Annotated in this window: 17 protein-coding genes; 5 read left to right on the top strand and 12 right to left on the bottom strand. The window is 75.0% G+C overall.

What is annotated here, in order from left to right; translation table 11 throughout:
* Positions 1 to 55: 55 nt before the first annotated feature.
* The 3 genes from ACZ5NJ_RS26475 to ACZ5NJ_RS26465 form a co-directional block, all read right to left on the bottom strand.
* Positions 56 to 5,041: a DNA-binding protein gene (locus ACZ5NJ_RS26475; RefSeq protein WP_468767774.1), complete on the bottom strand. Its 4,986-nt coding sequence runs from the start codon at positions 5,039 to 5,041 to the stop codon at positions 56 to 58.
* Positions 5,038 to 5,895, bottom strand: coding sequence for a DUF4132 domain-containing protein (locus ACZ5NJ_RS26470; protein ID WP_468767773.1), 858 nt, complete (start codon positions 5,893 to 5,895; stop codon positions 5,038 to 5,040). Before ACZ5NJ_RS26470 ends, ACZ5NJ_RS26475 begins: the two co-directional genes overlap by 4 nt.
* Positions 5,896 to 6,101: 206 nt before the next feature.
* On the bottom strand, positions 6,102 to 7,604 hold the full coding sequence (locus tag ACZ5NJ_RS26465) for an MFS transporter (protein ID WP_468767772.1): 1,503 nt from the start codon (positions 7,602 to 7,604) through the stop codon (positions 6,102 to 6,104).
* A 160-nt stretch (positions 7,605 to 7,764) separates the two neighbouring features.
* Here ACZ5NJ_RS26465 and ACZ5NJ_RS26460 point away from each other — a divergent pair, with 160 nt between their 5' ends.
* A complete protein-coding gene (locus ACZ5NJ_RS26460; protein WP_468767770.1) occupies positions 7,765 to 8,211 on the top strand; it encodes a MarR family winged helix-turn-helix transcriptional regulator in 447 nt (148 codons plus the stop codon).
* Between the two features lie 36 nt (positions 8,212 to 8,247).
* Here the strand turns inward: ACZ5NJ_RS26460 and ACZ5NJ_RS26455 are convergent, their stop codons facing one another.
* Positions 8,248 to 8,766, bottom strand: a complete 519-nt coding sequence (locus tag ACZ5NJ_RS26455; RefSeq protein WP_468767768.1) for a MarR family winged helix-turn-helix transcriptional regulator — start codon at positions 8,764 to 8,766, stop codon at positions 8,248 to 8,250.
* A gap of 121 nt (positions 8,767 to 8,887) precedes the next feature.
* Between ACZ5NJ_RS26455 and ACZ5NJ_RS26450 the strand changes: the two genes are divergently transcribed.
* A complete protein-coding gene (locus ACZ5NJ_RS26450) occupies positions 8,888 to 9,298 on the top strand; it encodes an organic hydroperoxide resistance protein (protein ID WP_468767766.1) in 411 nt (136 codons plus the stop codon).
* A 19-nt stretch (positions 9,299 to 9,317) separates the two neighbouring features.
* On the opposite strand, the gene ACZ5NJ_RS26445 is transcribed toward ACZ5NJ_RS26450, so the two are convergent.
* Positions 9,318 to 9,773, bottom strand: a complete 456-nt coding sequence (locus tag ACZ5NJ_RS26445; RefSeq protein ID WP_468767765.1) for a hypothetical protein — start codon at positions 9,771 to 9,773, stop codon at positions 9,318 to 9,320.
* Between the two features lie 178 nt (positions 9,774 to 9,951).
* Between ACZ5NJ_RS26445 and ACZ5NJ_RS26440 the strand changes: the two genes are divergently transcribed.
* The 3 genes from ACZ5NJ_RS26440 to ACZ5NJ_RS26430 are packed head-to-tail and all read left to right on the top strand — an operon-like array spanning position 9,952 to position 12,688.
* Positions 9,952 to 11,223: a sensor histidine kinase gene (locus ACZ5NJ_RS26440; protein WP_468767763.1), complete on the top strand. Its 1,272-nt coding sequence runs from the start codon at positions 9,952 to 9,954 to the stop codon at positions 11,221 to 11,223.
* Positions 11,211 to 11,864: a response regulator transcription factor gene (locus tag ACZ5NJ_RS26435; RefSeq protein WP_468767761.1), complete on the top strand. Its 654-nt coding sequence runs from the start codon at positions 11,211 to 11,213 to the stop codon at positions 11,862 to 11,864. The genes ACZ5NJ_RS26440 and ACZ5NJ_RS26435 overlap by 13 nt, the downstream gene beginning before the upstream one ends.
* On the top strand, positions 11,861 to 12,688 hold the full coding sequence (locus tag ACZ5NJ_RS26430) for a DUF4097 family beta strand repeat-containing protein (protein WP_468767759.1): 828 nt from the start codon (positions 11,861 to 11,863) through the stop codon (positions 12,686 to 12,688). Before ACZ5NJ_RS26435 ends, ACZ5NJ_RS26430 begins: the two co-directional genes overlap by 4 nt.
* A gap of 13 nt (positions 12,689 to 12,701) precedes the next feature.
* Here the strand turns inward: ACZ5NJ_RS26430 and ACZ5NJ_RS26425 are convergent, their stop codons facing one another.
* The 7 genes from ACZ5NJ_RS26425 to ACZ5NJ_RS26395 form a co-directional block, all read right to left on the bottom strand.
* A complete protein-coding gene (locus tag ACZ5NJ_RS26425; protein WP_468767758.1) occupies positions 12,702 to 13,442 on the bottom strand; it encodes an SDR family NAD(P)-dependent oxidoreductase in 741 nt (246 codons plus the stop codon).
* A 113-nt stretch (positions 13,443 to 13,555) separates the two neighbouring features.
* Entirely contained in the window at positions 13,556 to 14,065 is a 510-nt protein-coding gene (locus tag ACZ5NJ_RS26420; protein WP_468767756.1) for a mycothiol transferase, read from the bottom strand.
* Between the two features lie 112 nt (positions 14,066 to 14,177).
* Entirely contained in the window at positions 14,178 to 14,828 is a 651-nt protein-coding gene (locus tag ACZ5NJ_RS26415) for a hypothetical protein (RefSeq protein WP_468767755.1), read from the bottom strand.
* An 87-nt stretch (positions 14,829 to 14,915) separates the two neighbouring features.
* Positions 14,916 to 16,976, bottom strand: a complete 2,061-nt coding sequence (locus tag ACZ5NJ_RS26410; protein ID WP_468767753.1) for an RICIN domain-containing protein — start codon at positions 16,974 to 16,976, stop codon at positions 14,916 to 14,918.
* A gap of 351 nt (positions 16,977 to 17,327) precedes the next feature.
* Positions 17,328 to 17,660: a TcmI family type II polyketide cyclase gene (locus tag ACZ5NJ_RS26405; protein WP_468767751.1), complete on the bottom strand. Its 333-nt coding sequence runs from the start codon at positions 17,658 to 17,660 to the stop codon at positions 17,328 to 17,330.
* Between the two features lie 41 nt (positions 17,661 to 17,701).
* Complete coding sequence (locus tag ACZ5NJ_RS26400; protein ID WP_468767750.1) at positions 17,702 to 18,181, bottom strand: SRPBCC family protein; 480 nt, start codon at positions 18,179 to 18,181, stop codon at positions 17,702 to 17,704.
* A 1-nt stretch (position 18,182) separates the two neighbouring features.
* A complete protein-coding gene (locus tag ACZ5NJ_RS26395; RefSeq protein ID WP_079424051.1) occupies positions 18,183 to 18,437 on the bottom strand; it encodes an acyl carrier protein in 255 nt (84 codons plus the stop codon).
* Between the last annotated feature and the right edge of the window lies 1 nt (position 18,438).

Below are 18,438 nucleotides of genomic sequence, written 5' to 3'. Positions count from 1 at the left end.
CGGGGGCGCGGCCCGGGAGGGCCGCGCCCCGTCGGAGCCGGTCACCCGGCGGGGTTCAGCGCCGCCGGCCGGCGGCGCGCTTGACCTTGAGCTCCTCGAAGCGCGGTACGTCGCCCTCGCGGACCCGCGCCCACGCCCGGCGGTACAGCTCCGCCGCCGGCTCGGCGGGTACCAGCGCGCCCAGCACCGGCCGGCCGCCGGGGGCGAGCGCGTACATCGGCAGCTTCCACTGCTCGACGGGCAGCGCGGGCGCCTGCGGCTCGGCCCACGGGCCGGGCAGGAACAGGGAGCGCCCGGCCCGGGCCCGGGTGGCCGACACCACCAGGTCGGTGGCGGCCAGCTCCGCGCGGGCGGCCTTCAGCCGGGCCGGCTTCCAGCCCGTCCAGCGCGCCGTGTTGCGGTCCGTCGGGTCGGGCATCGCGAGCAGCGCCAGGTACAGGACGGCCGCGTCCACGCCGAGCCCGCACGCCGCGGACACCTCCGCCACCAGCTCCGGCACGCTGCGGCCCGCGTCCTGCGGCCACCACGCGCCCTCCCCGTCGGCCTCGCCCGCCACCGGCGCCCCGGGGTCGGCGAGCAGCGCGGCGAAGCCCGGGTCGTGGGCCAGGCGCAGCGCCGTCTCCGTCGCGGAGGGCAGCTGTTCGGTGCCGCGCAGCAGCGGCAGGTAGGGGTCGGACCCGGTCGAGTCCAGCAGCGCGGTGCGCAGCGCCGCGAGCGGGCGGCCGTCTTGGGTGGCCAGGACCACCGCGCCGTACCGCTCGTAGCCCTCGGCCGTCTCGGTCGGGGTGCCGGCGGCCTTGCGGAAGCCGGCGAGGTCCACGTAGTGCCCCACGCTCAGCAGCAGTTCCGGCGAGGCCAGCCGCTGCCGCACCGCCGTCAGCACCGGCGGCAGGCAGGACCGTACGGGGTGCCCGGCGGGCAGCCGGTGCGCGAGCCAGGCCGCGAAGCCCACCGCGGAGGTGAGCACGCCCGCGTCGAAGGGGCGCCCGCCCGGGACCACCGGCTCCGCGCGGTCCCCCTTGACGGCCCACGCCGTGTCGGCGGACAGCTCCGGCGAGGCCGCCGCGTCCAGCAGTGCCGGCAGGGCGCGGTGCGCCGGCCAGGCCCCGCGGACCTCCTTGCCGGCCTCGGCGAGCAGCCACTCCGGCACCGGCGTACGGCGGCCCGCGCGCCGGTTCCACACCCGCGCGGCGGCCTCCGCGTCCGGGCCGTCGGTCCACAGGCGCGCCGGGTCGGCGGGCAGCAGCGCCGCGACCAGCTCGCGGCGCACCTGCGGGGACAGTTCCCGCAGGTCGTTGCGGGCGTGCGCGGCCTCGGTGGCCTTGACCCCGAGCAGCTTGCGCGCGTCGGCGGGCAGGAACCCGCGCTCGTACGTCTCCAGGTACGGCAGGCCCGCGACCACCAGCGCGGCCACGGCGGCCGACACCCCGGTCAGCCGGCCGAACTCCTCGGCCGCCGCCGGGAACCACGGTGCCGGGCCGCGCTCGGCGGCCTGCTCCAGGAACCCGGTCAGCCAGCCGGCCCCGCGCTCCCGGTCGCCGACCGTCACCGCCTCACCGGCGCCGGTGTAGGGCGCGGGCACCGCGAAGGCGCCCGCCGGGTCGTGGAGCAGCGCGTCGAACTGCCGCCCCCGCGGGTACTCCGCGGTCTGCTCGTTCAGCGCGAGCAGCGCCCCGCCGCCGAGGGGGAGCACCGCCCGGTGCCGGCTGCCCCGGCCCCGCTCCCGCCCGTCGGCGCCCAGCAGGTGGGCGGTGTCGATCCGCACCGTCAGGCGCCGCCAGCGGGCCGCGGAGGTCCCGGCCGAGGCCAGGCCCAGGGCGTCCACCTCGGCCAGCATCCGGCACAGGGCGGTCCGCTGCTCGTCGGTGGTGCCGGCGGCGCCGGTGACGGCCGCGCGGTACGCGACCGCGGCGGGCGCCTCCAGGAACAGTCCCGCCCAGGGGAACGAGGACTCGGCCAGCTTCGGCACGTCCACGTGCACCCGCCCCGCCACCGCCTCGGCGGCGGTGTCGGCCGCGGCCGCGCCGAGCGCCCGCACCAGTGCGAACGCCGCGTCGGTCTGGCCGCCGTAGGAGCGGTGGTAGGGCGTGCCCGTCAGCCCGTGCAGGGCCGCGTCGAGCAGCTGGTCGGCGGGCCCCCGCTCGCCGGCCGGCTTCGGCCGGGCCGCCGGGCGGCCGGCGAGGGACTCCGCGACCCCCGCCAGGGCCTTGCGCTGGACCAGCGCGGAGCGGAGCACGTCGACCACCCCGCCGACCAGGACGGGGGAGCCGATCGCGGGCAGGGCCTCGCGGACCAGCGCGGGCAGCTCCTCGCGCCGCTCCGCCTCGGCGGCCGCCTTCAGCAGCGCCCCGGCCGCCGGGGCGTCCAGCGCGCGCAGCGCCGCCGAGCCCTCGGGGTCGCGGGGCCGCAGGCAGTACCAGTAGGCGAGCGGCGGGAGTTCCGCGTGGCCGGCGGCGTGCGGGGCGCCGTGGTGCGCGGCGGTGGTCCGGGCGGTGACGGCCCCCTCGGGGTCGCTGAGGGACAGGGTGCGCCAGTCGCTCGTCAGGGCGCGCGGCCGGTCGTCGCCGGGCAGCCGGACCGCCGCGTCCGGCCTGGCGCCGCCTTCGGGGACGCGGACCCGGCCGCCGGCCGTGTCGGAGCCGTGCCAGCCCCGGCCGGGCACGCGCACGGCGCGCCAGCCCAGCAGGCCGTCCGCGGGCCTGCCCAGCACCGAGCCCTCGACGGCGGGCGCGGGCCGCAGCCAGTTCTGGCCGACGTTGTCGGGCAGGGTGCTGCCGCCGGGGTGGCCCTCCAGGGCCTCGGCGAGGAAGCGGGGCGCCGAACGCCGTCCGGTGGCCCCGGTGGCCGGGTCGTACTCGGTCCAGCCCGGGCCGCCGGAGTCGCGGTCGCCGTCCCACACCCAGTACGAGGTCCCGTCGGAGACGACCGGCCGCTCGGCCGGGACGAGGCTGTCGCCGCGGTGCAGCACGCCGGCGCCGGTGGTGCGGCCGCCGCCGGGCAGCGGCAGGCCGACGTGCCCGGAGCGGACCGACCAGTAGGTGGCCGAGGAGTCCAGGGTCAGGACGCGGTCGGGGTCGCTCAGCCAGTAGCCCTCGACGGGGCCGTTGTAGGAGGCCCAGAAGACGAGCAGGTCGCCGTCGGTGTAGTGGAAGCCGAGCTGCCGCCCGTTCACGGACGGCGCCCGCAGGTCGTGGGTGAGGACGGTGGAGTCGGCATCGATGACCCGCACCTGTGTGGCGTTGGCGACGATGACGTACGGCCAGGCGTCCATCACGGTCAGGTTGCCGCGCCCGCGGCCGGGCGTCAGCTCGCGGACGGCGCTCTCCCAGGCGGGCCACTCCAGTTCCTCGAACAGGCCGCCGCGCAGGGTGCGGGCGAGGACCTCGGCCAGGTCGGCGCCGGCGGCCTCGGCCACCTCCTCGGGGGCCAGCGCCAGGGCCTCGGAGGGCAGCCAGGTCAGCCGGCGGATCGCCTCGGGCAGGTCGGGCAGCGCCGACGCGGTGGACTCGGCGGCCACCTCGCGCACCCACTCGGCGATCAGCGGGCCGCTGCCGGGGGTCACGGCGAGCCGCCGCACGGTCTCGCGGCCCCCCGCCATGTGGCCGTTGAACCGGTTGAGGGTGCGGAAGAAGGCGGGGCGCAGCCGCGCGTCGGCGCACAGGGCCCGCAGGTCGCGGGGTTCCGGGGAGCGGTTCCACTCCTCCAGGCCCAGGAAGGCCCCGGAGTCCTCCCCGGGGCCGGCCACGGGCAGCCCGAGGGAGAGCAGCAGGTCGAGCAGGTTGACGTCCTGGAGACCGAGTCGCAGACCCTGTTCCCGGCCGGGCAGGGCGAGTTCGGCGCGCAGCCTGCCGGCGCAGCGTTCGACGAGGGCGAGCAGCGCCGGCACGGGGGGCGGGCTGCCCCAGCCGGCGTACCGGGCGGTGTGGAAGCGCTCCAGCCAGCCGGCGGTGCCGTCGGGGGAACGCTGCTCTTCGGGCACGGCGTCGTCGGCCAGTCCGGCGGTGGCGCCGGACTCCTCCAGCACCTCCAGCCACATCGCGGCCAGCTCGCCCGCCTCGCCGGTGCCGCCCGGCACCATGCCGAGCAGGGTGCCCCGCACGGACGGCACCCGCCGGGCCAGCGCGATGAGCGCGGCGCGGTGGGACTTCCACCAGCCGGCCGCGGCCCGCAGGGTGGCGGGCAGCGGCAGCAGCTCGGCCAGGTAGTCCTGTTCGGGCACGCCACCGGTCAGCCCGGCGGCCCGGGCGAGGCGGCGCAGCTCGGTCGTGGCCTGCGCGGACGGCGGGAGCCCGCCCGCGGTGCGGCGTACGCACAGGCGGCGGAAGCGGGTGAAGGCCTCGGCGGGGGAGACCCGCTGGGCGAGGTCCTTGGCGTAGCCGGTGAGCACCTTCACCGGCAGGGCGCCGGCCAGGGCGAACTCCAGGAAGACGGCGTCGAGACGGTCCTCGTCGACCGCCAGGCCGTAGCGGGCCTCGGCGGCGCGCGCCCGGCCGAACAGCTGGGCGGCGTACGTGGTGTTCTCGACGGCGAGGAAGACGCGGGCGGCCTGTTCCTGGAAGACGGGCAGGAAGTGCGGGAGGGAGGCGGCGAGACGTTCGCAGATCTCGGTGCAGGCGTCGAGGGCGGCCTTGGGCTTGGTCTTGGCCTGCCGGGCCAGCCGGTCCAGCTCCGGCACGAGGGCGAGGGCGTGGTGGCCGTCGTCGGGGTGGTGCACGAGCACCCACTCGGGGAAGCCGAGCGCCTGCCGGCGGCCGAGGCCGACGACGGCGGGCTCGCCGTCCGGGACGAGGCCCAGGAAGCCCGCGGCGAGGTCCTCGGCGGCGCCCAGCTCGGCCGCGGCGAGCCGGACGACGACCCGCCCGTCCCCGAGCGCGGGGTGGCGGTACGTCCGGGCGGTCAGCGGGACGGCGCCGGGGCCCGCGTCCGCGGTGTCCTCGGGCAGGACGGCGCCGGCGGCGAGCAGTTCGGCGGCGGCCGTCCCGGCAGCCGTGTCCGCGCCGGTGTCCGTACCGGCCCGGGTTCCCGTGGTGTCCGTGCTCATGCGTCCCCGCCCTCCTCGATCTTGCGCCCGGCGTACAGCGCCGCGGCCATCCGCATCCCCTCGGACCAGGCCACCGGTCCGACCTCGCCGAGCCGCACGGCCCGGCCCTCCTCGTCGTGCCAGCTCAGGGCGCCGGTCTCCGACTCGTCCTCCCAGTAGGGCTCGCCGATCCACACGGCCGCCTCCACGGCCCGGCCGCCGTCGCGCACCTTGCAGGTGGCGTAGCCGCCGGAGACCCGGTGGCCGAGGCCGGTGGCGCGGGCCGCGAGGCTGAACCGGGAGGGGAACTTCCCGCCGGCGTAGTCCCGGACCTCGGTGGCGGCCTCCTTGAGGTCCGCGGGCTTCGTCCAGGTCGCCCGGTGGATCTGCTCCACGCGCTGGGTGATGTCCAGCTCGGCCGCGAACTCGCGTACGTCGTCCAGGTCGGGCAGGAGTACCGGGTGCGGCAGGGTCACCGTGCGCGGGGAGAGGCGTACGGTCTCGCCGTCGAGGTTGACCACCTTGAGCTCGCCCGCGTCGGTGGCGTCGCGCAGGAAGCCCACCTCGTCCGGGTCGCCGTCGCCGACGACCGCCAGGTCGCGCAGGGCGGCCTGCCAGGCCTCGTCGCGCCAGACCCGGGCCAGCAGGGCGGTCGGCACCGGCAGCGAGGAGACCATCCAGCCGTCCACCTGGGCCGCGCAGGCCGCCTCGTGCCGGTCGAGCCACTCGGCGAGCCGGCGCAGCCGGTCCACCTCGGGATGGTCGCGCAGTGCCTTGGGTACCGCCTTCAACTGCCGCCCCGAGGGCCGCCGTACGGCCACCCGCCCCTCCACGAGGGAGACCTCGTACCCCTCGTCCACCGCCAGCCAAGCCATCAGCCGTGCCCCTCCGCCTGTCCGAAAACCGTCTTGCGCAGCCCAAAGGAAGGCCTCAACGCCTGCTGGGCTGCGGTATGTCGGGAGACTAGCGATCACCACTGACAACGCCCGTGGCGGGTGCGTCCGGCACCGGAGAACAGCGCTGCCCCCGGTCGTGGGACCGGGGGCAGCGGTGTGGGGGTGTACGCGGTCGCGTACGGGGATCAGCGGGCGGAGACGGTCTCCGGGGCCTGCTCCGCGGTGACGTTCGCGGCCACGGCCTGCACGACGCGCGGGCCGTGGCCGGAACGCAGTCCCAGCCAGCTGATCAGGGCCACCAGCGCGAACGCGGCGGCGCCGATCCAGAAGGTGAGGGTGAATCCGGACTCGGCCGGCAGGGGCGGAACGCCCTGGGGGAGGTGCTCGATCGTCTTGGACGCCAGGATCGTGGTGACGATGGCGCTGCCGATCGCGCTGCCGGTGGAGCGGGAGATCGAGTTGATGCCGTTGGCGATGCCGCTCTGGTGGTGCGGGACGCTGGACATGATCACGGCGGGCATGGCCGCGTAGCCGAAGCTGACGGCCGCGCCGACGACGACGCCCGCGCCGATGACGGAGGCGGTGTGGCCGTGGTCCAGGGCGAGCCAGCCGAAGCCGGCGGCGCCGAGCGCGGCGGCGACGGCCAGGGCCAGGCGGGGTCCGCGGTGGCGCACCAGCTGGCCGCCGACGGGGGAGGCGAGCAGGGAGACGATGGCGCCGGGCAGCAGGAACTGGACCGAGGCGCGCAGGATGGTGGCGTCGAAGCCGTAGCCGGTGAGCTTCTGCGGCATCTGGACGAGGTAGGAGACGCCCAGGAAGTTGGCGAACATGCCGAACCCGACGAGGATGCCGGCCAGGTTGGCCATCAGGACCGGGCGGTGCACGAACATCTTCATGTCGACCAGCGGCTCGGCGACCTTGCGCTCGACCAGGACCCAGACGGCCGTCATGACGGCGGCGCCGGCGAAGCTGCCCAGGGTGCGGGCGGAGGACCAGCCCCACTCGTGGCCCTGGGAGATGGGCAGCAGGAGCAGCAGCAGGGCGATGCCCAGGGTCAGGGCGCCGAGGAAGTCGGTGCGGCCGCCGGTCTTGTGGCGGGTCGCCGGAACCAGGAAGGCGACGGCCAGCAGGGCCAGCGTGGCGAAGCCGGTGGCCATCCAGAAGGCGTTGCGGTAGTCGGCGCCCTCACCGGAGGTCAGCAGGCCGGTGGCGACCAGCGCCAGGCCGCTGCCGAACGCGAGGGTGCCGCTGACCAGCGCCATCGCCCCGGGGAGCTTCTGCGGGCGGACCTCCTCGCGCAGGACGGAGAGGGCCAGCGGGAAGATGGCGGTGGCGGAGCCCTGGAGCACCCGGCCCAGGATGAGCAGAGGCAGCGAGCTCGCGAGCGCCGCGACCACGGAACCGGCGACCATGACGCCGAGGACGGCCACCAGGGTGGGCTTCTTGCCGTGCTGGTCGCCGAAGCGGCCGAGCAGCGGGGTGAAGACGGCGGCGGACAGCAGGGTGGCGGTGGTCACCCAGCTGACGTTGGCGGTGGAGGTGCCGAGGTCGTTGCGGATCAGGCCCAGGATCGGTACGGGCAGGGTCTGCATCATCGACACGACCATGGCGGCGAGGCTCAGGGCGAAGACGATGACCGTCTCGTTCCCGTTCCTGCCTTCTGCGGGGGCGGATGCGGCGGAGCTCATGGCTGCGGGGACCTTCTCAGTGCTTCGGAGTCCTGCGTCGAGTGTTTGAGGACGCAGATGTTTCATGTCATCAAGTACTTCGACGAAGGTAGCCAGAGATACTTAAGGTGGTCAAGTAAAAGGTTGATAATGTCAACGATCCTCCAGTAGGGTCCGAGCCATGAGCACCACCGCCCCACACCGCCCCGCCAAGCTCCAACTGCTGGAGCTGCTGGCCGCGATCGGCACCGCCCAGTGGCGGGACTTCGCCGCCGCGGCGGCCCGGTACGGCCTGACCTCCACCCAGGCCAAGGTCCTGGCCCAGCTGGAGGGCCCGGTGCCGATGCGCGGCCTGGCCTCCCTGCTGGCCTGTGACGCCTCGAACGTCACCGGGATCGTGGACCGGCTGGAGGCGCGCGGACTGGTGCGGCGCGAGCCCGAGCCGCGGGACCGGCGCGTCAAGAACGTCGTGGCGACCGACGAGGGCCGCGAGACGATGCGCCGCGTGCGCGAGGAGATGCAGGCCACGCACGGGGCGCTCGACACGCTGGACGAGGCGGAGGGTGCGGCCCTCTACGCCCTGCTGGAACGCCTGCGCCCGGCCATGGAGCGCCGCCCGGAGGCGTGAAAACACCGCCCCGGCCCGGCGCGGGCCGGGCTTCGGTCAGCCCCGCGCGGCGTCCTGCGCGAGGTCCTGTCCGACGGAGTCCACGGCCGCGTCCAGGGCGGCCGTCAGGCGGCCCAGGCGCTCCTGGAGCTCGCGGATCTCGGCCAGCTCGAAGCCGGTGGCCCGCGCGATCCGGCGGGGCACCTCCACCGCCCGCTCCCGCAGGGCGGCGCCCTCCCGCGTGAGCACCGCGTGCACGGAGCGCTCGTCCTCGGTGCTGCGCTCGCGGCGGATCAGGCCGGCCGCCTCCAGTCGCTTGAGCAGCGGGGAGAGGGTGCCCGAGTCCAGCCGCAGGTGCCGTCCCAGCTCCTTGACCGGCATCGTCCCGTGCTCCCAGAGCACCAGCATCACCAGGTACTGGGGGTAGGTCAGCTCCAGGTCCTTGAGGATGACCCGGTAGAGACCGCCGAAGGCGCGGTTCGCGGCGCCCAGGGCGAAGCAGATCTGCCCGTCGAGGCGCAGGAAGTCCTGGTCGCGGAGGGTGTCGCCCGGCTCGGTCGGGGGCTGCTCGGTCATGGTGCCCAGTCTACCCGAGCCTTCTTGCGAGCGATTGAGTTGTGCACAACTGAATTGTGTGCTCTATTTGTGGTCGAGGGCCGGCCCCACCGGCCGCCCCGCCCCTGCGAAAGGACCTCCGATGGACGCGCTGTACACCGCCGTCGCCACCGCCAACGGCCGCGAGGGCCGCGCCGTCAGCTCCGACGGCCAGATCGACCTCGCGCTCGCCATGCCCCCGGCCCTCGGTGGCAACGGCCAGGGCACCAACCCCGAGCAGCTCTTCGCCGCCGGCTACGCCGCCTGCTTCGCCAGCGCGCTGGGCCTGGTCGGCCGCCAGGCCAAGGTGGACACCGGCGACATCTCCGTCACCGCCGAGGCCTCGATCGGCCAGGACGCGAGCGGCTTCGGCCTCGCCGTGACCCTGCGCATCGAGCTGCCCGAGTCCCTGGAGGGGGAGACCGGCGCCCTGCTCGTCAAGCAGGCCCACGAGGTGTGCCCGTACTCCAAGGCCACCCGCGGCAACATCCCCGTCGAGCTCGTCATCGAGTAGCCCTCGGACGTCCCGCCGCTCAGGCGGTGCGCCGCGCGGCCACCACCGCGCAGGCCACCGCCAGCGGCAGCTCCGCCCCGGCCGCCAGCAGCAGCGCCAGACCCTGCTCTCCGGTCCCGAGCGAGGTGGTGACGTCGAACCAGGCGTCCATCGCCAGCAGCGCCGCCGTCGCCGCCGCCACCGGCGCGACCCGCGGATCGCCGGCCCGCAGCAGCAGCCCCGTCCCCGTCAGCCCGGCCGCGAGCATCGCGTCGAGGCCTATCCAGGCGGCGGACCAGTTCGACACCTCGGCGGTCCGCGGCATCGTCTTCGCCAGCACCACCATCCACGGCAGCAGCGCCAGCCCGCACCCGGTGAACACCGTCGCGAGGCGGGGCAGCCCCCGGCCCGCCCACCCGGCCCGCAGCCGGCCGGCCGGCGTGCGCAGGGCGGCGGCGGGGCGGTGGGCCTGGAACTGCGGGGCGGCGAGGGCCATGACTGCGGGTCTCCTTCCGGGCCGGCGGTCCGTCCGCCGGGCACACCACCACTCTGTCCGCCGACGCCGCCATGATCAGTAGCCCCACGATCCGAACCGGGGGTGGTGCCAGGTACACCCCCCCACCGGGCACCAGGGGGGTGGCGGCCACCCTGACCTGTGCGATTACCGTACGGGTATGGCAACTTGGGGCGCCCTGAAGCGTTCGTACACCTGGATCGCGGCGCACGCCCCGTGGTCGGCCTGGGCCTGGCGCCACACGGCCTTCAGCGTCGCGGCGATCCCGCCCGCGCTCCCGGTCGCCACCGGGCTCCTCCTGCTGACCGTGGCCGCCCCCGGCCGCACCGCCCTCCCGCTCCTGCTGTGCCTGGCGCTCTCCCCGCTGCTGACGACGCTCCAGCGCAGCCGCTTCCGGGTGCTGCTCGGACTCGACGTGCCGCCCGTGCTCCACACGCACCCCTGGCGGACCGCCCGCGGCCTGGCCGAGCGGCTGCGCTCCGAGGCCACCCGGCGCCAGTACACCTACCACCTCGTCGTCAGCCCGCTCGCCGCCCTCGGCGCCGCCTCGCTCGTGCTCACCTGGGGTGGCGGTCTGGCCTGCGCCGCCGCCTACGGCTGGGTCTGGCTGCTGCCCTCCGACGGCGGACTCCCCGGCTTCGGCTGGACCCGCGAGTACGACCTCCTCACCGCCGGCGGCGTCCTCGCGCTGCTCGCCGCACCCTGGATGGCCGCGGCCCTGACCCGGCTCGACGCCCTCGCCGCGGCCGCCCTCCTCGGCCCCAACCGGGCCCGCGAGCTCGAACGGCGCGTCGAGGACCTCGCCGAGAGCCGCGCCGGGGTGCTGGACGCCGCCGACATCGAACGCCGCCGCATCGAACGCGACCTCCACGACGGCGCCCAACAGCGGCTCGTCTCCCTTGCCATGAACCTCGGCATCGCCCGCGCCACCCTCACCGGCCTCCCACCCGAGGCCAAGGCCGTTATCGACGAGGCCCACCGCGAGGCGAAGGAGGCCATCGAGGAACTCGGCAACCTGGTCCGGGGCCTGCATCCGGCCGTCCTGGAGGACCGCGGCCTCGACGCCGCCCTCTCCGGCATCGCCGCCCGCGCCCCGCTGCCCGTCGAACTCACCGTGGACCTCGCCGAACGGCCCGGCCCCACCGTCGAGGCCGTCGCCTACTTCGTCGTCTCCGAGGCCCTCGCCAACGTCGCCAAGCACGCCCGCGCCCGCCGCTGTTCGGTCACCGTCGCCCGGGTCCCGGGCGGCCGCCGCGGCGAGGTGCTGCGCGTCGTCGTCACCGACGACGGGGTGGGCGGCGCCGACCCGGCCGGCGGCACCGGTCTGACCGGCCTGCGCAAACGCGTAGGGTCGGTCGACGGAACCATCCTGATCAACAGCCCCCGAGGGGGCCCGACCGTCGTCACCGTGGAGCTGCCGTGCGGGCTGTGATCGCCGAGGACTCCGTCCTCCTGCGCATAGGTCTTGTCAAAGTCCTCGAAATGGCCGGATTCGAGGTGGCCGCCGAGACCGGCGACGCCGAGGGGCTGCTCGCCGCCGTCGAGGAGCACCGGCCCGACCTCGCCCTGGTCGACGTGCGCATGCCGCCCGGGTTCACCGACGAGGGCGTCCGGGCCGCCCTGATGATCCGCAGTCAGAGCCCCGGCACGGCCGTCCTGCTGCTCTCCCAGTACGTGGAGGAGCGCTACGCCGCCGACCTGTTGTCCTCCCAGAGCGGCGCGGGCATCGGCTACCTGCTCAAGCAGCGCGTCGCCGACGTCGAGGAGTTCATCGACGCCCTGCGCCGCGTCGCCGCCGGCGGCACCGCCCTCGACCCGCAGGTCGTGGCCCAGCTGCTGCTGCGCCGCGGTGGACCGGACCCGCTGGAGCGGCTCACCCCGCGCGAGCGCGAGGTCCTCGCCCTGATGGCCGAGGGCCGCTCCAACGCGGGCATCGCGGAGGGACTCGTCGTCAGCGAGAGCGCGGTGGCCAAGCACATCAACAACATCTTCGCCAAGCTCGACCTGCCCCCGGCCACCGAGGCCCACCGGCGCGTCCTCGCGGTCCTGCGGTTCCTGGACGGCGCCTCGTGAGCGGCCCCGCGGACCCGGCCGGCGCGGCCCCGCGCGGACAGCGCCTCGCCTGGTACACGGCCGCGGCACTGAGCGCCGTCCTCGTGCTGGCGGCGGCCGGCTGGCAGGTGAGGGCGGACCTCGGCGCCCGGAGCGGCGTCGCCACCGGGGGCAGCGCGGGGCGGGCCGTGACCGCGCTGGAGGTCGCCGGCGGCGAGGCGGACGTGACCGTCACCCCGCGCGGGGACCAGCAGGTCGGCTACCGGGCCGACCTGCGCTGGACCTTCAGGGAGCCGACCGTCGAGGAGAGCTGGCTCGGCGACACCCTCAAACTGACCGCGCACTGCCCCGGGGAGGCCCTGGGGGTGACCAGCGGCACCGGCTGCTCGGTCCGGCTCGCGGTGACCGTCCCCGCCGGGATCCCGGTCAGGGTCTCCGGAGGTTCCGGCCGGGTCACCGTCAGCGGCCTCGCGGGCACCGTCGACGCCGAGATGGGATCGGGCGCCCTGGTCCTCGCCGACCTGCGCGGCCCCCTGCGGGCCCGCGTCGGTTCGGGCACCCTGGACGCCTCCGGCCTCGCCGTCCCGCAGGCCGACGTCCGCGCCGACTCGGGGGCCGCGAAGCTCGCCTTCGCCGCGCCGCCGGACCGGATCGCCGGACACGTCGGCGCGGGCCGCCTGGCGCTCGTCCTGCCCACGGCCACCCGGTACCGCGTCAGCTGCCGGGCGGGCGCGGGCCGTTGCGAGGCCGAGGACGCCCTGCGCGATCCGGCGGCCGGCCGCACCCTGGACCTGGAGGCGGACGCCGGCCACGCGAGCGCGGTCGCCCGCACCCCGTCCCACTGACCCGCGGCTCCGGTCAGACGACGTGCCGGCCGCCGTCGACCGTGAGCACGTCGCCCGTCGTGTAGGCGGCGTTCACCAGGTACAGCGTCGCCTCCGCCACGTCCTGGGGCGTACCCACCCGGTGCAGCGGGGTGTTCTCGGTGATCCACTCGCGCGAGCTCTCCCAGACCTCCTCCGCCCCGTCGTACCAGGGCGTGTCGATCAGCCCGGGCGCCACGGCGTTCACCCGGACCGAAGGGCCCAGCTGGGAGGCGAGCAGCCGGGTCATGTGGTTGACGGCCGCCTTGCTCACGGCGTAGGGGACCGAACTCCCCAGCGCCCGGGTCGCGGACACCGAGGAGATGTTGACGACGGAACCCGCCCCGGACGCCTTCAGGTGCGGGACGGCCGCGGTGATCATCTGCCAGGCCCCGATGACGTTCACGTCGAAGATCTCCCGCCACGCCCGCGCGTCGGCGGCCTCCAGGTCGCCGAGCGGGATGAAGCGGGTCACGCCCGCGTTGTTGACCAGGACGTCCAGCCGCCCGTAGGCGTCTATCGCGGCCCGCACGATCCGCCGGGCGTCCTCGGGGTCGGAGACGTCCCCCTGTACGTACACGGCGTCCGGGAGCCGCGCCGCGAGCTCCTTGCCGGCCTGCGCGCTGCGGGCGGAGTTGACGACCACGCGGATCCCCTCGGCGGCCAGCCGCTCGGCGACGGCGGCCCCGATCCCCGAGGAAGAACCGGTGACCAGGGCGACGCGACTCTCGCTCATCTTCTTCTCTCCTCCAGCTGCGGGTCTGCGGTGCGGGCTGCACCGGAGATCCATAACCTATCGCATCGTGGAAATTCTTTTCCGCAATATGGAGGGGGAGGTGAGGTGCCGGCTCAGCGCCGCTCCAGCAGACCCCGTACGTAGGCGGCCTGGCCCGCGTGCTGGAGGTCGTCGGCCAGGACGCTGACGAGGCGGACCCCCAGGGTGACCGGAGGGTCCCAGCGCTCGTCGACGACGCGCTCCAGGTCGGCGGCGGCCAGCCCGCGCACGTAGCGCAGGGAGGCCTCGTGCACCGCGTCGTAGTAGTCCAGCAGCAGCTCGGCCGAGTCGACGCGGACGCTCGCGGCCTGCTCCGCCGTGTGCCCGTAGCCGTGGTCGGCGACGGGCAGCGGCAGGTCGAAGCGGCCGGCCCAGCCCGCGGACCGCCAGAGCTGTTCCTGCCCGGCGGCGCCGGCGACGTGGTCGTCCTGGATCCGGGTCAGGTGCCACACGAGCCAGGCGATCGAGTTGGCCTCCGGGTCGGGGCGGGCGTTGAGCCGCTCGGCCGTGAGTCCTTCGACCGTCTCGTGGACCGCCTCCCGGATCCGCCCGAAGCCGTCCGCGAGTACCTCCGTGGCCTTCATGTGCCGTCCCCAGCCGTAGTCGTCCGCAGCGGTGTCCCTGGCGATCCGCCGCCGGGAACCACCATGCAAGGCCCCGCCCGGCCGGGCGGGGCGACACTCCGTCGGCGCTGCGTCAGCGGCGGCGGGCGCGGCGCAGGAGGATCCCGGCGGCGGCGCCCAGCAGGGCGATCCCGGCCACGCCGGCGGTCGTCCACCAGCCGGCGGAGCTGCCGCCCGGCGCCGGGTCCGCCGAAGCCGTGGAGGCGGGAGGGACGGAGGAGGCGGGCGGGGCTGCCGTGACCAGAGGGGACGGGGTGGCGGGGGAAGCGGGCGTGGAGGCGGCCGTCGACGGCGCCGGGTCCGTCACCGGGACGCCGACCTCCTTGCGGGCGCGGCCCAGGGAGGGGAAGCCCGCCTCGACGGTGACCGTCCAGGTCCCGGCGGGGAGCGTCTCGGCGGTGGTCCAGCCCGCCGCCCGGCCGGGGTCGCGCACCAGCTTCCAGGGGCCTTCCGTCCGGGTGCCGTCGGCGCTGACGGCGTTCACGGTGGCGGCCACGGCCTCCTCGACGGCGTCCCCGTCGTTCTCCCAGGTGACGTCGGCGGTGACGTGTCCCGCCGCCTGGCCGGTGATCACCACGTTCAGGGTGTCGCCATGGGCCTGGGCGGGCCCGGCCGTGACGACGACGGCGACGGCGGTCAGGGCCAGCGCGGTGAGGGCGGGCGCGGTCAGGGGCGCCACGGCGGCGCGCCGGATACGGGCCGGGGCGGTGCTCGGAGTGCTCACGGTGCTCCAGATGAGGTGGAGTGCGGGAGGGGGTACACGGGGGCGGGCGGCCCTAGGGGAGTAGGGCCGCCCGCCGGTCATCGGGGGTCAGGCGGCCTTGCGGGCCGTCCAGACCTGCGCCGGACGGCCGTCCGTGCGCTGGAGTTCGAGCAGCCAGTCCCCGTAGTAGGGCCGGTTGCTCACCGCGAGGGCGAAGCCGCCGCTCGGGTCGGACACGGTCACCGCGCCGTCGCGCGCGGAGACCTTCCACTGCTGGGCGGCCGAGCCGCCGGAGCAGGGCTGCTGCGCGATCCACATGCCCGCCGCCGGGGCGCCGCCGGGCTGGAGGCACTTGCCGGAGACCGCCGAGCGGATCCGCACCAGGCCGCTGCCGGCGTCGTCGAAGTACCACTGCTGCTGCGCGTAGCCGTTGGACCGGCCGGCGACGAGGACCGTTCCGTCGGCGGTGCGGCCGCCCCACAGTTCGGCGGCCATGCCGCTGCTGCCGTTGCCGAGCACGTAGCGGGTGCCCGGGGTGGTCGTGGCGCCGCCGCCGGAGTCGGCCGTGCGGAAGGACGCGGCCTTGCCGGCGCCGCTGTCACGGCCGGCGGTGTCGCGGACGGAGACGGCGGCCGTGTACGCGGTGCCGGGACGCAGGTTGTAGACGCGCAGGGACGTGGACTGGACCCAGGTCAGGTGCTTGTCGTTGAGCAGCACCTGGTACCAGGCGGCCCCGTCGACCTTGGGCCAGCTCAGCACCACGGAGTCGGCCTGGATCTGGCCGGCGGTCACCGCCGGGCCGCCCGAGGGCTTCTTGGTGGGCGTCGGCGTGGGCTTCGGGGAGGGGTTCGGGTCGGTGCCGCCGCCCCCGCCCTCCGTGCGCATCAGGAACTGGTTGTCGGCGATGTTCCAGTGGGTGGCGAGGTAGCTGCCCGGCTGGGGACTGGTGTGGAAGTAGTCGTCGTGGTTGCAGTCGAGGATGTTCTCCTTCGCCTGGTTGTTGCAGACGTAGCGCATCTGCGGGTAGTACGGCGTGTCCGAGTAGCACATGACGTCGTACTCGTCCGTGCAGTGCGCGCCCCGGCTGGTGTTGGGCGCGCTGTTGTTCACCGCGCCCAGGTTGTGGCCGAGTTCGTGGGCGGCGGTGTGCCCGCCCCAGCAGCCGGAGTCGGTACGGCCGTAGGAGGGGCCGAAGTTGCTCAGGTTGTCCTGGCCGTGGCGCTCGTCGCCGTTGAAGGTGCCGATGCCGCAGTAGACCTGGGTGTCCGCGAAGATCATGTACTTGCGGTCGCGGCGGTTGAGCCCCTTGCCGGCCAGCGCGTTGTTGGTGGCGCTGAACTCGGCGAGGGCGGAGTCCGGGAGCTCGATGTCCAGCACCGAGGGCGTGCAGTCGGCGGCCGTCACGTAGCGGATGTGGCGGATGCCGCCGGTCTCCTTGGCGCTGGCCGCGTAGATCATGTCGGCGTCCACGGCCCACTTGCGGAACGAGGCCGCGTACTCGGCGTACCGGTCGCGGCCCGGGCCGTGCGCGTACACGACCTGGACGCGGTTGCCGGTGCTGCCGTCGCCGTCGCACTGGACGGTCTGGCCGGCCGGACCGGTGGCGACCGCCTGGCCGCCGGAGGGCGGGGCCGGGGCCTTCGCGCTCGCCGCCACGCTGCGGGCGTCGGCGGCGGGCGCGTCCTGAGGACGCCCGCCGCCGTCCGTGGCGGCCGGATCGGCGGAGGCGGGGGCGGCCGGATCGGCCGCCGCGGCCTTGGCCTTGACCACGGGCGGGACGTCGGCCTTGATGTCGACGTCCTTGGGCGGGGCGTCGGGTCCGTGGGTGCAGAGCCCGGCCCCCGTGCGGTAGACGCCGGCGCAGCGGTCGCCCTTGGGGGCGGCGTCGAGGCCGTCGTAGACCATGCCCTTGGCGTCCTCGTTCGCGGGCTTCTTCGCGAGCGGGGCCGGCTCCTCGTCACGGGCCGGGGCGGCGGCCGGCTCCGCGGCTGCGGCCGGGGCTCCGGCCAGCGTGGGGGTGCTCGCCCCGGCGTCGGGGGCGAGGCGGGAGTAGGCGAGACCGCCCGCGAGCAGCGCCGCCGACGCCGCCGCGGCGGTCAGGAGTATCAGCTTCCGCGGTGAGCGGCGTTGGTCGGCCCGGCGGCGCCGGCCCTTGGGTCGTGCTGTCATGCGCACCTCAAGTCCTGGTCAGGGGAGTGGGTGCGCAGAAGCGTGCCAGATGAGCGCCGTGAAGAATTCGGACAAACGGGAGCCGGGCTCGGGAAATCTATCCGTTACCTACGGGCCTGATTTGATGAACTGTCAATCTGCGTAAAAAACAAGGGAGTTACGCGCGTCGCGCGACAAAGGTCCAGGCCATTAAAGCGAGGTCGTTATCAAATCGAGATAAGAGGTGGAACCTTGTTGACGGCAATTCAGTCAGGTATTCATTCAAAAACTACCTGCCGAATTCCCCCCGTCACTGGCCGTGGGTGCCCAGGCCGCCCGACGGTGCGGCGCCGGCTTGGGCACCCGTACGGACTACCGGGCGGCGTCCCGCTCCCAGAGGTAGAACCGGTGGGCCATGGCGTCCTTGGGGCTCCGCCACGTCTCCGGGTCGTGCGGGCTGACGTACGCCTGGAGCCGGTCGCTCAGGTCGCGGAACTCCGGGTGCCCGACGACCTTGGCGATGGCCGGACCGGGATCGGTGTCGCACTCGACCAGGTGCATGTACACCTCCCCGAACTGGAAGAGGCTGCGGCGCCGGACCCCGACCAGGCGCGGCAGCTCGCCCGCGTCCGAGGCGGCGAACAGGCCGGCGATGTCGGGCGCGGAACCGGGTGCCATCCGGGCCACGATGAGGGCTTGGTGCATCGAGGGTCGCCTTTCAGGTGGGGCGGGGGAGGGGAGGGCGGTCAGCCCCGGCCCGCCGGGGACGTGGCCTTCGCCCGGTGCGCGCGCTCGATCTTGTCCCGGATCAGTTCCATCTGGATCCTGGAGTTGTGGTTGATGCGGTCGGTCATCCCCGCGTCGTCGATCGGCGCGTCCGGCTTCATCGCGAAGTCCTGCACCCACCGCATCCGGGTGCCGCCCGGCACCTCGCCGTACTCCCAGTGGATGTTCATGTGCGCGAACGGGCCGGTCTCCACCCGGCGCGCCTTCACCGTGAGCCCCGCGCGGTCCACCGTCCGCTCCGAGACCCAGCTCCACACGATCCCGTTCTCGTCGGGGTGCATGGCCAGGCGGAAGCGGGTGGTGTTCCCGGCCTGCTCCAGGATCTCGACGGACGCGTACTCGCTGAACAGCTCGGGCCAGTTCGGCAGGTCGTTCGTGACGTCCCAGACGACGTCCACGGGTGCCTTGACGGTGATCTCGTTGTCGGTGTGGCCGGGCATATCAGGCTCCTGTCATGAGGCTGTTGTTGACGAGGTCGACGAACTCGCGCGGGCTCTTGCAGCGGTCGGCGTCGGCGGGCAGCGCCCGGCCGCGCCGGTTCTCCAGCTCGCCCACGATGCCGAGCAGGCCCAGCGAATCCAGGCCGTAGTCGTCGAACCGCGAGTCCGGACGGCTCGTCAGCTCCGCGGGGTCGACGGTGATGCCGGCGCCCTTCATGAGGGTGGCCAGCTCTTCCATGGTCAGTCGGTCGGACATC

The organism is Streptomyces sp. NPDC032091, assembly GCF_055580265.1.
The sequence above is the reverse complement of the archived record's forward strand: the minus strand, read 5'-3'. Positions and strand labels throughout refer to the sequence as shown.